The organism is Lactobacillus acidophilus (genome assembly GCF_034298135.1).
GTDB lineage: Bacteria > Bacillota > Bacilli > Lactobacillales > Lactobacillaceae > Lactobacillus > Lactobacillus acidophilus.
In genome coordinates, this window is the sequence record NZ_CP139575.1 from 1,114,034 (window position 1) to 1,130,391 (window position 16,358).

The 16,358-nt window shown below is 35.7% G+C and carries 15 protein-coding genes, 1 tRNA gene and 1 pseudogene; 6 read left to right on the forward strand and 11 right to left on the reverse strand.

Annotation, left to right across the window (positions count from 1 at the left end):
* Nucleotides 1–40: 40 nt before the first annotated feature.
* On the reverse strand, nucleotides 41–937 hold the full coding sequence (gene murB / locus SO785_RS05105; protein WP_003546624.1) for a UDP-N-acetylmuramate dehydrogenase: 897 nt from the start codon (nucleotides 935–937) through the stop codon (nucleotides 41–43).
* A 95-nt stretch (nucleotides 938–1,032) separates the two neighbouring features.
* Here murB and SO785_RS05110 point away from each other — a divergent pair, with 95 nt between their 5' ends.
* Nucleotides 1,033–1,566, forward strand: coding sequence for a 3'-5' exonuclease (locus tag SO785_RS05110; protein ID WP_003546623.1), 534 nt, complete (start codon nucleotides 1,033–1,035; stop codon nucleotides 1,564–1,566).
* A gap of 74 nt (nucleotides 1,567–1,640) precedes the next feature.
* Here SO785_RS05110 and tsaE read toward each other — a convergent pair whose 3' ends face one another.
* From tsaE to SO785_RS05125, 3 genes are read right to left on the reverse strand one after another with little or no spacing between them, the layout of a single operon-like run.
* Nucleotides 1,641–2,120 carry a tRNA (adenosine(37)-N6)-threonylcarbamoyltransferase complex ATPase subunit type 1 TsaE gene (tsaE, locus tag SO785_RS05115; protein WP_003546616.1) on the reverse strand — a complete coding sequence of 160 codons (480 nt, stop codon included), beginning with the start codon at nucleotides 2,118–2,120 and terminating at the stop codon, nucleotides 1,641–1,643.
* Nucleotides 2,120–3,109, reverse strand: a complete 990-nt coding sequence (gene pta, locus SO785_RS05120; protein WP_011254227.1) for a phosphate acetyltransferase — start codon at nucleotides 3,107–3,109, stop codon at nucleotides 2,120–2,122. Before pta ends, tsaE begins: the two co-directional genes overlap by 1 nt.
* An 11-nt stretch (nucleotides 3,110–3,120) precedes the next feature.
* Nucleotides 3,121–3,819 carry a uracil-DNA glycosylase gene (locus SO785_RS05125; protein ID WP_003546612.1) on the reverse strand — a complete coding sequence of 233 codons (699 nt, stop codon included), beginning with the start codon at nucleotides 3,817–3,819 and terminating at the stop codon, nucleotides 3,121–3,123.
* Between the two features lie 67 nt (nucleotides 3,820–3,886).
* Between SO785_RS05125 and SO785_RS05130 the strand changes: the two genes are divergently transcribed.
* Together SO785_RS05130 and SO785_RS05135 are read left to right on the forward strand one after the other, a co-directional pair.
* Complete coding sequence (locus SO785_RS05130; RefSeq protein ID WP_003546611.1) at nucleotides 3,887–4,762, forward strand: Cof-type HAD-IIB family hydrolase; 876 nt, start codon at nucleotides 3,887–3,889, stop codon at nucleotides 4,760–4,762.
* Nucleotides 4,763–4,774: 12 nt separating this feature from the next.
* Complete coding sequence (locus tag SO785_RS05135) at nucleotides 4,775–5,296, forward strand: LURP-one-related/scramblase family protein (protein WP_011254226.1); 522 nt, start codon at nucleotides 4,775–4,777, stop codon at nucleotides 5,294–5,296.
* A gap of 317 nt (nucleotides 5,297–5,613) precedes the next feature.
* On the opposite strand, the gene tpiA is transcribed toward SO785_RS05135, so the two are convergent.
* The 4 genes from tpiA to SO785_RS05155 all read right to left on the reverse strand — a co-directional run bounded on the left by tpiA (nucleotide 5,614) and on the right by SO785_RS05155 (nucleotide 9,824).
* Entirely contained in the window at nucleotides 5,614–6,372 is a 759-nt protein-coding gene (gene tpiA, locus SO785_RS05140; RefSeq protein ID WP_003546605.1) for a triose-phosphate isomerase, read from the reverse strand.
* A 25-nt stretch (nucleotides 6,373–6,397) separates the two neighbouring features.
* Complete coding sequence (locus SO785_RS05145) at nucleotides 6,398–7,609, reverse strand: phosphoglycerate kinase (protein ID WP_003546602.1); 1,212 nt, start codon at nucleotides 7,607–7,609, stop codon at nucleotides 6,398–6,400.
* 113 nt (nucleotides 7,610–7,722) lie between these two features.
* Nucleotides 7,723–8,739 (reverse strand): type I glyceraldehyde-3-phosphate dehydrogenase, encoded by a 1,017-nt coding sequence (gene gap / locus SO785_RS05150; RefSeq protein WP_003546601.1) that lies wholly within the window; start codon nucleotides 8,737–8,739, stop codon nucleotides 7,723–7,725.
* Nucleotides 8,740–8,792: 53 nt separating this feature from the next.
* Complete coding sequence (locus tag SO785_RS05155; protein WP_003546600.1) at nucleotides 8,793–9,824, reverse strand: sugar-binding transcriptional regulator; 1,032 nt, start codon at nucleotides 9,822–9,824, stop codon at nucleotides 8,793–8,795.
* A 241-nt stretch (nucleotides 9,825–10,065) separates the two neighbouring features.
* On the opposite strand from SO785_RS05155, the gene SO785_RS05160 reads away from it, so the two are divergent.
* Nucleotides 10,066–10,137: transfer RNA gene (locus tag SO785_RS05160), tRNA-Arg, on the forward strand.
* 300 nt (nucleotides 10,138–10,437) lie between these two features.
* A complete protein-coding gene (locus tag SO785_RS05165; RefSeq protein WP_003546599.1) occupies nucleotides 10,438–11,874 on the forward strand; it encodes an APC family permease in 1,437 nt (478 codons plus the stop codon).
* A 60-nt stretch (nucleotides 11,875–11,934) separates the two neighbouring features.
* Here SO785_RS05165 and SO785_RS05170 read toward each other — a convergent pair whose 3' ends face one another.
* On the reverse strand, nucleotides 11,935–13,566 hold the full coding sequence (locus SO785_RS05170; RefSeq protein ID WP_015613331.1) for an SH3-like domain-containing protein: 1,632 nt from the start codon (nucleotides 13,564–13,566) through the stop codon (nucleotides 11,935–11,937).
* 187 nt (nucleotides 13,567–13,753) lie between these two features.
* On the opposite strand from SO785_RS05170, the gene clpP reads away from it, so the two are divergent.
* Nucleotides 13,754–14,341: an ATP-dependent Clp endopeptidase proteolytic subunit ClpP gene (gene clpP, locus SO785_RS05175; protein ID WP_003546597.1), complete on the forward strand. Its 588-nt coding sequence runs from the start codon at nucleotides 13,754–13,756 to the stop codon at nucleotides 14,339–14,341.
* A gap of 39 nt (nucleotides 14,342–14,380) precedes the next feature.
* Here the strand turns inward: clpP and whiA are convergent, their stop codons facing one another.
* Together whiA and SO785_RS05185 are read right to left on the reverse strand one after the other, a co-directional pair.
* The gene (gene whiA / locus SO785_RS05180) at nucleotides 14,381–15,316 is read right to left on the reverse strand and encodes a DNA-binding protein WhiA (RefSeq protein WP_003546596.1); all 936 of its coding nucleotides are present in this window, start codon (nucleotides 15,314–15,316) and stop codon (nucleotides 14,381–14,383) included.
* Nucleotides 15,309–16,351, reverse strand: a pseudogene (locus SO785_RS05185) (gluconeogenesis factor YvcK family protein). Before SO785_RS05185 ends, whiA begins: the two are co-directional and overlap by 8 nt.
* Nucleotides 16,352–16,358: the final 7 nt, after the last annotated feature.

Here is a 16,358-nt window from a genome sequence, read left to right on the forward strand (position 1 = left end):
CAGCTACAAGCATTGCAGCCTGTAGCTTGTCTCTCATTTTCTAATTTTCTTTACCGATGATTCTTACCTCAGTATGTAAATCAATATCATATTTTTCTTTAATCACCTTTTGAATAAGATGGATCAAATCTAAATAATCTGTAGCAGTAGCTCCACCTTTATTAACTATAAATCCAGCGTGCTTAGTTGAATCTTGAGCGCCACCAATTTGTTTTCCTTGAAGCCCGGCCTTAATAATCATTGGTCCAACAAAATGACCTTTTGGACGCTTAAATACACTGCCACATGATGGATATTCAAGCGGCTGCTTATATCGCCGCAATGCATTCAAGTAATCCATATGATCTAATATTTGTAACTTATTTCCCGGCTTTAAACTAAATGTTGCACTAAGAACAATGTCACCATTTTCTTGAATAATTGAGTGACGATAAGAAAAATCCATTTCTTGATTGGAATAAGTTTTATATTCACCAGCACGTGTTAAAACATTAACACTCTTTACTGCTTCCTGCATTTCACCACCGTAGGCACCGGCATTCATAAATACACCACCACCAATGCTACCTGGAATGCCTGCAGCAAATTCCATTCCACTTAGGCCATGGTTAGCCGCGGTAAAAGCCGTATCTACGATCGTAGCACCTGCATCAGCAGTTACTTCATTACCGTTTACTTCAATATTTTTTAATTCAGTTAAAATAATTACTAAACCATCAATTCCGCCGTCACGAATAATTAAATTTGAGGCATTGCCAATAATCGTTAATGGAATTTTATTTTCTTGAGTCACCTTTACTAATTTTTCTACTTCATCAGTAGTCTTAGGAAAGGCTAAATATTCAGCTTCCCCACCTGTTTTAGTAAAAGTATATCTGCTTAATGGAATTTGCTCTTTAATGTCAATCCCTTGTTTCTTTAAATTAAGTAATTCCACGCCTCTGCCTCCTTATTGTTTCTTGTTTTATTTTACCGCAGAAAAGCCTTAGCTTCATCATAAAAAATGTTATACTTCTTTGAAAGGAGAATTTTATGAATTTTATTGCTATGGATTTTGAAACAGCTAATCATTATCCCGAAAGTGCCTGTTCACTTGCACTAGTAATGGTGAGAAATAATAAAATTGTTGACCGATTTTATACAGTAATTAATCCACAAATGCCATTTGATGCCCGTAATATTCAAGTCCACCAAATTACTGCTGAAGATGTAAAAAATGCACCAACAATGGCAGAAGTTTGGCCTAAAATTAAAGGACTATATCAACCCGGTATGCTAGTTGCTGCTCATAATTCCCGCTTTGATACTAATGTAATGCGTCAGAGTTTAGCGCGCTATAATATTGAAGAACCTCATTATTTAGTTATTGATACTTTAGCTACCAGCAAGCTCTTTGAACCGGAATTACCTAATCATAAGCTAGATACAGTATCTGATGCTCTCAATGTAGAATTATGGCATCATCATAATGCATTAAGCGATAGTGAAGCCTGTGCTGGTATTTTAATTAATCAGGAAAAGCAATTCGGTGATGAAGCTATTAAAAATTTAGTCTATCAAATATAAAAACGAGTCTAAAAAAGTTTGATACATTTCCTGTCAAGTAGACAAGGAATGTATCACAGTTAGACCCGTTTTTATTATTTCTTGAATTCTGTTAACGCATCCTCGAGCCATTTTTCGCTACGTTTACCATGTACATCAAATTTAATTAATCGCTTAGTTGAATCCCAACTATCATCAACTCGGGTAATCGTTAATTGAAGATATTTATCAGGCAAATCATCCATTACAAGTTGTGGCCATTCAATTACTACCAAACCTGGTTCAGCTAAATATCCCTCCAAGTCGATTGAAGATAGATCATTATCTTCTAATCGATAAAAATCCATATGAAATAGAGGCATTTTTGCTTCACGATACTCCCGGACAATTGTAAATGTTGGACTTTTTACTGGTCTATGAATTCCCAGTTCACGCCCTAATCCTTGAGTCATAGTAGTTTTACCAGCACCTAAATCACCGTTTAACAACAGTAGGTCGTGTGGTTCAGCAGTTTTTGCCAAAGATGCTCCTAATTTTTGCATATCTTCAGCAGAATTAATCTCTAATTTAGTCATTACTTTTCATCCTTTGCCAAAGCTTGTGCAGCAGTAACGATAGCCAAATCGTAAATATCTTGTTCACTACAACCACGTGATAAGTCATTAACTGGAGCAGCTAGACCTTGTAAAATAGGACCTACTGCAGTAAAGTTACCAAGTCGTTGCACCATCTTATAAGCGATATTTCCAGATTGAAGTTCTGGGAATACAAATACATTAGCATGTCCTGCCACCTTAGAGCCTGGTGCTTTTTTTTCACCAACTGATGGAACAAATGCAGCATCAAATTGTAATTCACCATCTGCAGGGATTTCTGGATGATCTTTTTGGAACATTGCAGCAGCGTCATGAACTTTATTTACCATAGGACCTTCAGCTGACCCTTTAGTTGAAAAGCTTAAAAATGCAACCTTAGGATCGATTCCTGCCATTTTAGCAGTTTGAGCGGATTGATAACCAATTTCTGCCAAAGTTTCTTCATCTGGATCAATATTAATAGCACAATCAGCAAAAATATATCTTTCATCGCCTTTTTCCATTACGAAAGCACCCGATACGCGATGCATCCCCTTAGCAGCATGAATTAATTGTAAAGCAGGTAAAACAGTATTAGCAGTTGAATGCGCAGCACCTGATACCATTCCATCAGCTTTTCCCATCTTTACTAGCATAGTACCAAAGTAATTACCTTTTGCTAGCTTAGCCTTTGCTTCGGCAATACTAGTATCCTTTTTTCTAGCTTTAACAAATGCTTCAGCCATTTCATCTAAACCAGCATAATTATTTTGATCATAAATCTTTACACCATCAAGATCTAAATTATTTTCTGCAGCCAATTTTTCAATATCTTCTCTTTTACCAATCAAAATTGGATCGATAATATTGTCCTTATTTAAATTGGAAACTGCAGTTAAGATTCTAAGATCATTACTTTCTGGGAAAATAATTTTTTTCTTTTCATCAGCTTGTTCAACTTGTTCTTTGAATAATGAAAATACGCTCATTTATATACCTCTTATATTAAATCAGATTTACTTACCTTTTCTGGAAGTTGCCAATCAATTGGAGTCTCGCCAAAATTAATTAATGCCGTATTGCAACGAGAAAATGGTCTTGAACCAAAAAATCCACGATCGGCTGAAAAAGGACTCGGATGAGATGATTTTATAATAAAGTTCTTGCTTTGATCAATTAATGGAATTTTATTCTGAGCAAATCGTCCCCATAAAATAAAGACTACCTTGCCTCGCTTACTAAGCGCTTTAATTGCCGCATCGGTTACGTCTTCCCAACCCTTGCCTTGATGTCCATTTGCATGACCATATGGAACCGTTAATACTGCATTTAGTAATAATACACCTTGATCAGCCCATTTCTTCAGATAGCCATGATTTACTGGGATAGCTCCCACATCATCATAAAGCTCTTTATAAATATTTCTAAGTGACGGCGGTAATTGAGCACCTGGCATAACAGAGAAACTCATACCATTAGCTTGCCCGGGATTATGATATGGATCTTGTCCTAAAATTACTACCTTTGTTTTATTAAATGGCGTTAGTTTAAAAGCAGTAAAAATATGATACATATCCGGATAAATTTGCCTTGTTGAATATTCTTTTTTTAAAAAATTATGAAGTTCGTGATATTTATCACTTGTAAAGATCGGATTTAATATTTGATCCCAATCATTACCGATTAATTCTTTCGCCAAGTCTTACACCCTCTTTTCTAATCTTCTTTATGGTATCATTAATTTAACAGTAATTGGGAGGAAAATTATGATCAAATTAGTCGCCTGTGATCTTGATGGTACACTTTTTAATTCTGAAATGACAGTTTCTAAAGTGAATGCTCAAGCTGTGAAAAATGCACAAGAAAATGGCATTGAATTTTTAATTGCTACCGGACGTGCTCCACGTGAATCACGCTCTATCCTTAAAGATGCAGACTTACACACCGGTTTTATTAATCTAAATGGCGCTCTTGTTTTTAACAAACGGGGTACTCTACTAGTAAAACATAGCATCCCTACTCCTATTGCTCGGAAAATAGTTGATCTACTCCATCAAGAAGGATTCTATTTTGAAATCGTTACTGCATCCCAAGTATACAGTGAGAATTTGAATAATCGTATTTCAAATGTGGCTCATTTAATGGTAGATTTAAATCCATTACTTGAATTTAAACAAGCTGTTGCCATTTCTGCAGGTAACAAATCAATTATGAATATGCAGCAAGTTAGAAGTTTTAAAGAACTACTTCAGGATCCTAATATTGAAGTAATGAAAATTTTGGCTTTTGATTCTCGTGGTCATGAAGCTTTTGACGATGTTAAAAAAGATATTAATGCTATGGGGAACTTAGTGGTTACTTCCAGTTCATCATCTAACATTGAAATTAACACAGCAAAAGCTACCAAAGGTAATGCATTGCTAGATTATGCCAAATTAAAAGGAATTAAACAATCAGAAATAGCAGCAATTGGCGATAATTTAAATGATGAAAGTATGATCAAAGAAGCAGGCGTTGGTGTAGCAATGGGAAATGCAATTCCAGCAATAAAAAAATTAGCTCAAATTGTTACTAAGAAAAATAATGACGACGGTGTTGCTCATATCCTTAATCAATTTATTAAAGAAAATAAGCAAAATTAGAGGTGTAAAAGTATGATTTTTTGGCTAGAACTCAATCAAGATAAAGATTATGGTCAAATCCCTGTTATTGGTGAAGACGGACAAATTCAATTTATCATACAAGGCAATCTCGATAATCCAAATCATACTTTGTATCTAGATAACACTAATAAAGAAGAAATTGGACGTTTGTTTTCTGATGGAGCAGGACTCATTGCTTCTTTTACTATCGACGTCGTAAATCATTCTCTAGTAGGTGTAAAAAAATTAAACACACCTAATACCAATATATTTTATATAACCAAATTAAAATATATTGTTACAGGTAGTATTAAACATGGTACCTATACCTTTAGATCCGGAATTAAAAATGTAGCCAGTGTAAAAACTATGATGGGTGATCATGGTGTGGTTTTGGTATGTGATATTAGTAAGCCCGAAGATATCCCATTTATTCTTTTAAGCTCTGTATTATTTACTCAGTGGCATGTAACTCCTTTAAAATTGCCAATTTTTCCACCTATTGGCAACAAGTTTGGAGTAAATCCTAATTAAACACAAAAAAGTAGTTATGAAAATTTTCATAACTACTTCCTTAGAAAGTGATATAGATATAGATGTATCTTCTGCCATAAGGTTTGTATTTACTAAGTAATAAGGAATTATTAGGCAGAGACTGAATATTGGAGGTTAAATCGTATACTTAGCCTCCAGTACCTATTATACTTTTTTGCCAAAAAAACTCAAGGCCCAAATGTTATTTTTTGATTCAAAACCATCTATACGTCAATTCTACCAGTTCATTTTGTAAATTAAAGCCGTTATTTTAAAATATATAAAAAAGCTCTTGCATCTGCAAGAGCTTTTTTCAATTAGTCTTGGTAGTTTACCAAAGCTAAGAATGATTCAGGATCAAGTGAAGCACCACCAACTAATCCACCATCAATATCAGGTTTTGACATTAATTCCTTAACGTTAGCTGGCTTTACAGAACCACCGTATTGAATACGAACATTTTCTGCAGTTTCTTCGTTGTACAAGTCCTTAACAGTTTCACGAATAGTCTTGCACATTTCTTCTGCTTGATCTGATGAAGCAGTCTTACCAGTACCAATAGCCCAGATTGGTTCATAAGCAATTACAAGTGAAGATACTTGTTCAGCAGTAAGTCCGTCTAAAGCAGCCTTAATTTGGGCAACTACCCAATCTTCTTGCTTGTTAGCTTCACGAGTTTCAAGTGATTCACCACAGCAAATAATTGGCTTCATACCATTAGCAAAAATAGCCTTAGCTTTCTTGTTAATATCTTCATCAGTTTCGTGGAAGTAACCACGACGTTCTGAGTGACCAATAATTACGTAGTCAATACCCATTTCTTTAAGGACCTTAGGTGAAGTTTCACCAGTGTAGGCACCTTCATCTTCAAAGTAGCAGTTTTCTGCACCGATATGTAAGTTTGAACCTTCAGCTGCTTTTCTCAAAGCGTCAAGGTCAACTGCAGGTGCACAAATAAGTGATTCAACCTTACTTGGATCTGGCAACTTACCCTTAACAGCGTCAACAAACTCAGTAGTTTGTTCTGGGTTCATGTGTAATTTCCAGTTACCAGCAATAATTGGTGTACGACTCATTAGTCTATTATCTCCTTAACTTAAATTACTTGTCTGAAACGCAAGCGATACCTGGCAATACTTTACCTTCAAGGTAGTTAAGTGAAGCACCACCACCAGTTGAAATGTGGCTAATCTTAGGTGCGATACCCAATTGCTTAGCAGCAGCAGTTGAGTCACCACCACCGATAATAGTAGTTGCGTCAGTAAGGTTTGCCAAAGCACGACCTACTTCTAAAGTACCTTCAGCAAAGTTAGGCATTTCGAAAGCACCCATTGGTCCATTCCAAACAACAGTCTTAGCATCCTTTAAGATGTCCTTAAACTTAGCAATAGTCTTAGGACCAATGTCAAGACCCATCATATTATCAGGAATGTCGTCACCAACAACTTCACGTGAAGCATCGTTTGAGAATTCAGTTGCAGCTACGTTGTCAACTGGAAGAACGATCTTGTCGCCAGCCTTTTCAAGCAATTCCTTAGCAAGATCAACCTTATCAGCTTCAAATAATGATTTACCAATCTTGTGACCTTGAGCAGCTAAGAATGTGTAAGCCATACCACCACCAATTAAGATGTGATCTGACTTAGGAATCAAGTTTTCGATAACACCGATCTTGTCTGAAACCTTAGCACCACCCAAAATAGTAACAAATGGGTGTACAGGATTATCAACGGCGTCACCTAAGTACTTAATTTCCTTTTCAAGTAAGTAACCAGCTGCAGCAGGCTTACCATTTTCCTTCATAGCGGTTGCAATACCAACGTTTGAAGCGTGACTTCTGTGTGCAGTACCGAAAGCATCGTTTACAAAGATATCGCCAAGACTTGCCCAGTATTCGCCAAGTTTTGGATCGTTACCTGATTCACGCTTACCGAAATCGTTGTCGATATCTTGGAATCTAGTGTTTTCAAGAACAACAACATCTCCGTCTTTCATGTTGTCGATTGCTTCTTCAACTTCTTTACCTTCGTTTGATGGTACAAAAGTTACAGGCTTGTCAAGAAGTTCGCTTAAACGTTCAGCAACTGGCTTCAATGACAATTCCTTCTTATCAGCATCTGACTTTACACGACCTAAGTGGCTAAGCAAAATTGCCTTACCACCATGTTCAATAATGTACTTAATAGTAGGAAGTGCAGCAACGATACGGTTATCATCACCAATAACGCCATCTTTAATAGGAACATTAAAGTCTACACGTACTAAAACTTTTTTACCTTTAACGTCGAGGTCTGAAATGATTAATTTAGCCATTAATATTCTCCTCAAAAAATATTTATTTTTTCTTCAAAAAAAGGCGGAAGGAAGAATCTCCCTCCGCCTTCTCGATTACCACTTAACTATAATCAGTTAATTAAAATTAATGATTAAAGAGTAGCAAAGTGTAACAAAGTACGAACCATTTGGCAAGTGAATGAGTATTCATTGTCGTACCAAGCAACAGTCTTAACTAATTGCTTGTCACCTGCAGTAGTTACCATAGTTTGAGTTGGGTCAAAGATTGAACCAGCAGTTCTGCCTAAAATGTCGCTTGAAACAACATTGTTTGGTTCATATTCAAATGAAGGACTTTCGTACTTCTTCATAGCTTCGTTAACTTCATCAGCAGTAACGTTCTTGCCCAAGATTGATACTAATTCAGTTACTGAACCATCTGGAACTGGAACACGTTGTGCGTGACCGTTCAACTTACCGTTCAATTCTGGAATAACAAGGCCGATAGCCTTAGCAGCACCAGTTGAGTGAGGAATAATGTTGATAGCAGCAGCACGAGCAGCACGTAAGTTACCACCACGTACAGGACCATCCAAGATCATTTGAGTTGAAGTGTATGCGTGGATAGTAGTCATAGTACCAACTTCAATACCGAATTCCTTTTGTAAAGCGTTAACCATTGGTGCCAATGAGTTAGTAGTACATGAACCAGCTGAAACGATCTTGTCGTCAGCAGTCAAAGTATCTTGGTTTACTGAGTAAACGATAGTCTTCAAGTCGTTACCTGCTGGTGCTGAGATCAATACACGCTTAACACCTGCGTCAAGGTGAGCTTGTGACTTAGCCTTGCTAGTGTAGAAACCAGTACATTCAAGAACGAAGTCAACACCGTCGTTTTTAACCCATGGAATGTTTTGTGCTTGTGGTTCAGCGTAAACACGGTACTTCTTACCGTCAACTACGATTGAATCTTCAGTTGAAGAAACTTCGTGGTCGAAAGTACCATGAGTTGAGTCATACTTAAGTAAGTGTGCCAAAAGTGCTGGAGTAGTCAAGTCGTTAATTGCAACAACTTCGATATCCTTTGACTTTTCGCCCAAGTCCATAATACGACGGAATGCTAAACGACCAATACGGCCGAAACCGTTAATACCAATTTTAACTGTCATAACCTAAAGTCCTCCTTAAGAACTATAAACAACAATTTATTTTAAACGGGATTTCATTTCCCCTTTAAAATCATATTTGAGGCCCCTTCATCAGTAATTAACCAGGTTTGATGAGGTGCATTGGGCATATATGCTTTAATTGCTTTAGCTTTTTTAGCACCGCAAGCAAAGGCAAATATGTGGGGTATTTTATATAGATTGTCAAACTGTAATCCAACCTGGGTGATACGGTCAACAACCTTACCATTTTCATCGAAGAAACACCCAAAACATTCGGTGACGGCTTTCTTTTCACGAAGCTCTGAAAGTTTAATTGAATCATAACCTCTACGCTGTGCCATTTCTTGAGCTAACCCAATTCCATGAATTACAGCATCGCTTTGTGAAATATCTTGCAGAACGTCCACAATCGAAGGTTCCCGTATAAGTGACTTATACGCATCAGCTGAAACTTGTTCAGGTAAATACAAAGTTTTATAAGTACCTGAAGTTTTAGCCGCCATCTCTTGAACGATTGTATTACTTTGCGTCTCTACATTTTCGCCCAGAGCTCCTCGACCAGGAACAAATTCTAATTGGCGATTATTGCCAAGATCTGGAGATAAATATTTAGCAGATTTTGCTAAAGAAGCTCCACCTAGAATTGTAACTATTGAATGACCTAATGGCAAGAGTAAATTCAAAGCTGAACTTAATTTCTCTCCCATTTCCTCATAAACTCGGTCCTGCAAATCAGCATTTCCTGGAACTATTAATGTTCTTTCAATTCCAAGTTTTTTAGCTAACTCTACTTCAGTTTCACGAGCATTAAAGAGACGATCAATCAACAGACCTGCATCTTTTAATGTCTTCTCGCCCTTTTCAGTTAAAAACATGCCAAAACTTTTAATTTCAATTAATCCTAATTGACTTAAATATTCAGTTTCAGTTCTAATGTTTCTTTCTGAAAGTCCTAAATGCTGAGCAACACTTCGACGACCTATCGGAGCATGCAAAGCAATTTGCTCAAGGACAAGATACCTTTGTCGAAGGATCTTTAAGACGTCGGGAACGAGCGCTTCGAGCAAAGAAAAGTCCGAATCCATCGTTCCCTCCTTTCCCTGGGACGTATATTGACCACCCCTGTGTCACTTTCTGTCCCAGATTACTTAAAAATATAAGAGAAACGTACGATTCTTCAATTCATACATTTCCCAATCGACACTGTTAGTATAACAAGGTATTTTTAGTAATTCAAGAAAAAGATGTGCTATTTTAAAAATATCCTAAGAAGAGTGAAATAATTTTTATTTATTATTATTTTTTGTTATACTGTTACAGTTGTACGGGTCCTTAGTGTAATGGATCGCACGTAAGATTCCGGTTCTTAAAATCTGGGTTCGACTCCCAGGGGACCCATATTACGATAACCGAGAGCAAAGGATTGTCTGAAATAGGTAATCTTTGCTCTTTTTTTGCTTTAAATCTAAAGCACAAGCTCAATAATTCATACCAAATTAAAAAGAGATAGAAAATATCTAAAATTATTTTTCACATTAAAAATTGATTTATGAAATTCCACTCCAATAGTAGTCATATATATGATTACAGCCGTTAAATTCTTATGAGATTAGCATTAACATACCCTCTTTGAAAACGCTATTGTTATATAATTAAAAAGTTCGCATAAATATTAAATAGTATATAGGGAGATAATTTATGACTGAATCACAAACTAATCCCAAAAAGATGACGTGGATTACATTAGCAATGATGGCCTTCTCTACTGTGTGGGGATTTGGTAATGTTGTTAATGGTTATGTCTACTTTGATGGAACAAAGGTCATCTTTAGTTGGGTTGTAATGTTCCTGCTCTACTTTGTTCCTTATGCATTAATGGTCGGGGAATTAGGCGCTACTTTCAAAAATGCTGAAGGTGGGGTTTCCTCCTGGGTTAATGCAACGATGGGCGCAAAATGGGCTTATTATGCCGGATGGACTTACTGGGCTTGCCACGTAGTATATATTTCAAGTAAAGGTACTGGTGGTTTAAGAGCAATGGCTTGGGGAATTTTTGGAAATACCCAATGGTATGACAGCCTACCTACAGCGTGGACACAATTTGCAACTTTAGTTATTTTCTTATTCTTCTGTTGGGTTGCCAGCCGCGGGGTGCCTGTTTTAAAAGGTTTAGCTACTATTGCTGGTTCTTCAATGTTTATCATGTCAATTTTATTCATTATCATGATGTTTGCAGCACCTGCAATTAATCCTCATGCTGGTTTTTATAGTATCGATTTCAATTGGAAGAACTTAATGCCTACCTTCAATGTTAAATATTTTACTTCACTTTCAATTTTAGTATTTGCCATTGGTGGTTGTGAAAAGATTTCACCTTACGTTAATAAAGTAAAAGATCCATCCAAGAACTTCCCTAGAGCAATGATGGCTTTAGCAATTATGGTCATGATTTCAGCTATTTTGGGAACTTTTGCTATGGCACTTATGTTTGATCCAAAAATAGTTAACGCTAACCTTAATGAATACATTTCAAACGGTGCATATATGGCTTTCCAAAAATTAGGTGAATACTATCACGTGGGTGGATTATTTATGTATATCTATTCATGGTGTAATGTAATTGGACAGTTTTCAACCTTAGTAATTAGTATTGATGCTCCACTTAGAATGTTATTAGGTAGTAAAGAAGCTGAGGAATTTATTCCTAAAGGCTTGCTTAAGCTCAATAAACACGGTGCTTACATTAATGGAATTTGGATGGTAGTTGTATTATCTGGAGGATTAATTGCAATTCAAGCACTTGTCCCTAACGCACAAGCTGTTATGGCTCAACTTGTTAAATTAAACTCAACTACAATGCCACTTCGTTACCTTTGGGTATTTGCAGCCTATGTTGCTTTAAGAAAGCATCAAGAAAAGTTTGAGACTACTTATCAAATGACTAAACATCAAGGGCTAGCATATACTGCAGGTATTTGGTGTTTCTTAGTTACAGCAGCTTGTTGTATCTTTGGTATATATTCACCAGATCCATTCACATTACTTCTTAATATCTTGACTCCTATCGTTTTAATTGCATTAGGTTTAATTCTTCCAGGTATTAAAAAGTATCAAGAAGTTAAAGAAAATCAATAAGAATAAATAGCATCAAAAAGACGCTGCCAATGGCAGCGTCTTTTTGATTAATTAACATTTTTACTTAGTTAATTTTTGATTACTTTCAAATAATTCAGCACGTTGAGCTAAGTTCATGTAAAGTCTGTTATTATCAACAGCAATACCTTCAATTTCACGACCTGTGTGGAATTGATATGCATCCTTAACTTCACCATTCTTAGCTATTTTAGCGATTACATCATTAAATGCAAGATAGAAATTATCATTCTTAGCATCATAAGTGAAGCCTTGAGTATAAGTGTTAGTAACAATTCCGCCCTTAGTTGCACCTACGATAGTTGGATACCAGTTATCACCAGTACGGTTAAATTCCCAGTATTCTGTTTGGTCCTTAGCCTTGTTGTAAGCAGTAGTGTACATCTTATGATCATTTACAACCACACCGTTTTGGAAGTAACGACCTTCAGAATCGCCACCATTCCAGCACTTAACTGTCCAAATCTTATTAATACATAAGTCACTCTTACGGATTTGAATCAATTGTTCTGATTCTGTACTGTTATAAGCAATTCTATTGTAGTTATTCAATACATAAATGTACTTATCTGTAGAACCCATTGCTTGACCATGACCTACATTTATCGCAGGACTTACCTTGATGTTCTTTACGTAAGAATTAAATTTCTTTTGTGACATATCAAGTAAGTATTGTCCATTAAATGCATTAGTTAAGTGATTCAAGTTGTAGCCCACAATATGACCATTGTTAATGGTAGTACTGCTTAAAAGACTAGTGTAAAGCCAACCTTGAGACATTGTGATACCTTCTGGAATATGACCTACACGGTTAATATAGTCATCGTCCTTAATATCTCTAGCAACACTCAATAGGACCGGTTGGAAGAAACGAGTCTTAAACGTTAAATTACCATTATCACTATCATAAGTATGTCTTGACTTATCTGGTGCAAAATCAGCCTTAGTTACATAATTAGCAGAACTACCATAATAAGTCTTCCAAGACTTCAAATTACCATTAAATGGCTGAGCAGTTACACTATCCGCATTAGTAACACCTTCCTTGGTGCTCTTTCTTACAGTAACTTTAACAGTAGCCTTAGCAGTACCATAACTGTATTTTACATTGTAAACACCTGGTTCAGTACAATCGATCATATCTTCAGAAATATTAACTTCTTGATTATCGATTACTGTACCCATACTGTTAGTAGCGTAACTGATTGCATCAGAAGGATCAAAGCTATAATTACTGTTTCTTACCAAACTTACAGTCTTAGGTACGGCGATTGTATTTCTGGTAAAGTAATTTTGATTAACATAACCAACTTTACGTCCATCTACATAAATACGCCAATAAGTACCGTTTTGTTGTGTCTTAATTCTTTGATCTGATTGAATATGAGCATATTGATAATCGCTTGCATTTGCCACTTTACCAACAGGCTTACCATTTTTAATACTCTTATATACGTTGTAGTTTCTACCACTACCAACCTTAACCATTAAATCATATGAGGTACTAGTTTGTGCAGCTGCATTTTTAGTACTACTAGAATTATCTGAATTTTTATCAGTTTTGGCAGTTGAATTAGAATCTGCAGCAGAGACAGGCTTAGCATAACCCATCAACAAACCAACACTAAGTGCTACAGCTGATGTAGCAGTCAAAATTTTACTTGTATACTTCAAGACTATCCTCCATAATCTCATATATTAATCTTACTTTTTTATTATAATATACAAAAGATGTTTCCAAAAATACAATTTTTATACAAGTGAGCCTCTTTATTTGACACTTTTATTACGAAGTGATTTAATTAGCACAGTACTTGTATGAGTGCTAATTATTAGACAATAAAATTTAGGAGGCAGATTTATGCTAGTACCTACAGTTATTGAACAAACTGCTCGTGGTGAACGTGCCTATGATATTTACTCACGTTTATTAAAAGACAGAATTATTATGTTGAGTGGCGAAATTAATGACCAAATGGCCAACTCAATTATCGCCCAACTACTTTTCTTGGATGCCCAAGACAATACTAAAGATATTTCATTATATATTAACTCACCAGGTGGTGTAATCACTTCTGGTCTTGCAATCATGGATACCATGAACTTTATCAAGTCGGATGTTTCTACCATTGCAATCGGTATGGCAGCATCAATGGCTTCTATTCTTTTGACAAGTGGTACAAAGGGTAAGCGTTTTGCACTTCCTAACTCAACAGTTCTTATTCACCAACCATTAGGTGGTGCACAAGGTCAACAAACTGATATTCAAATTGCAGCTAATGAAATTTTGAAGAGTCGTAAGAAGATCAACGAAATCTTGCACGAAACTACTGGTCAACCTTTGGAAAAGATCCAAAAAGATACTGAACGTGATAATTACTTAACTGCTGAAGAAGCTAAGGAATATGGCTTAATTGATGAAATTATGGTCAACAAAAAAAGTAATTAAAACCTACTAAAATAAGGCTTGCTAAGCAAGCCTTATTTTTTATTCTCTTAAACTCTCTGCTATTTCATGCAATTTCTTAAAACGGTGATTTACACCAGATTTTGAAATAGGACCATCTGGTATTTGATCAGCTACTTCTTTTAAAGTAAGTTCTGGATGAGCTAATCTAAAGTTTGCTAATATTTGTAACTTTTCAGATAAATCATCTAAACCCTTTTCCTTTTGAATTAGCTGAATATCTTCAACTTGTTTAGCTGAAGCTGAAGCTGTTTTTTTCATATTTGCAGTATCGCAATTAACTAAACGATTAACTGAATTACGCATATCTCGCATAATTCTTAAATCTTCAAAATTAAGCATTGCGTTTAATGCTCCAACAATATGCAAAAAGTCTCCAATTTTTTCTGCTTCTTTTAAATAAACAATATAGCCTCTGCGTCGCTTTGTCATTTTGGCATTCAAATAAAAATATTCATTCATTAACTTAGCAAGATCCTCATTATGGTCCTCATAAGTTGAATAAATTTCTAAGTGATAGCGACTAGTTTCTGGATTATTTACACTTCCTCCAGCTAAAAAAGCACCTCGTAAATAAGACATAGCACCTTCACGAGAACTCATTATTCTTTTTGGAATTCTAGTAACTAATCCTTTTTCTGTATCCCAAATTTGCAAGTTTTCTAATATTTCTTGCACTTGTTGATTTAAGCGAACTAAATATTGATTGTTTTTCTTTAATTTCATTTTACGAGAAACAATTAATAATGGTTCAATTCCATATGCAACTTTAATTAATTTAAAAATTCGGCGTGCAATTGCCGGATTTTCAGTCGTTATATCTAAACTAAATTGATGATCATGGAGATTTAGCACTCCGTTCATTCGCAAAAAAGCAGCTAATTCTGCTTTGGCATGCTCTGGATGCACCTCAAGCGAAGTTAGCTCCTTTTTGACCTCACTAGCATAACTAGCCATTATCTTCCTTCATTCTTTTACGTGACATTGCTTCAAATGCTAAGTTAATTATTTCCTTAGCTACTTTTTCTCCATCATGAAAAACAAGACCGTGACGTTGATCAATAAAGTCATCCGTAATAACGCGACAATCTTGAGCTCTCAAACCTTTAAAATCATTTCTAACCGGCTCAAGATATTCATCATAATCTTCTGGATGAAATTTACTCATATCAATTTTGGCGCCATTGACCAAAGCGGTATTGATATAATGTCCACCCAAATGATTATTAATTACCTCAACGTGTTCTGCATCACTAAAATGATCAGTTTCACCACGTTGAGTCATAATATTACAAATATAAATTACTTCTGCATCTGTCTCTCTAACGGCCTCGCCCAAATTAGAAATCATTAAATTAGGCAAAATTGAAGTAAATAAACTACCAGGTCCTAATACAACTGCATCAGCTTGCATAATTGCCGCCAAAACTGGAAGTACTGCTTCTGGCTTATCATCCGAATCAGTATCTGTCACCCAAACACGTTTTATTCTCTTATCTTTAGATGTTATCTCAGTTTCGCCTGATTCTGTTGTTCCATCAATAAATTCCGCATTCAAAGTTAATGATTCATTTGAAGCTGGAAAAACATGACCATCTACACGCATCATTTTTGACAAAGATTGTACAGCATCAAAAATATTTCCGTGCATTTCGTTTAAAGCAGCAATAATTAAATTACCAATAGCATGGCCTGAGAAAAATGCATCCGATGAATCAAAACGATATTGAAAAATATTTTTTCTTCTCTTGGCAAATCACTGAGTGAAACCAGCACATTTCTAATATCACCAGGTGGTACAACATTAATAAAATTTCTAATAGAGCCAGATGAACCACCATCGTCAGATACAGTAACAATTGCCGTTATTTCCGCATTTTGCTTTTTTAAAGCGTTTAATATAACTGGTAAGCCAGTCCCACCACCAATTACAACAACACGCGGACGTCTTCCTTTAATCACACGGACAATCTTATTTTCTCCATACGGCATTCATTGC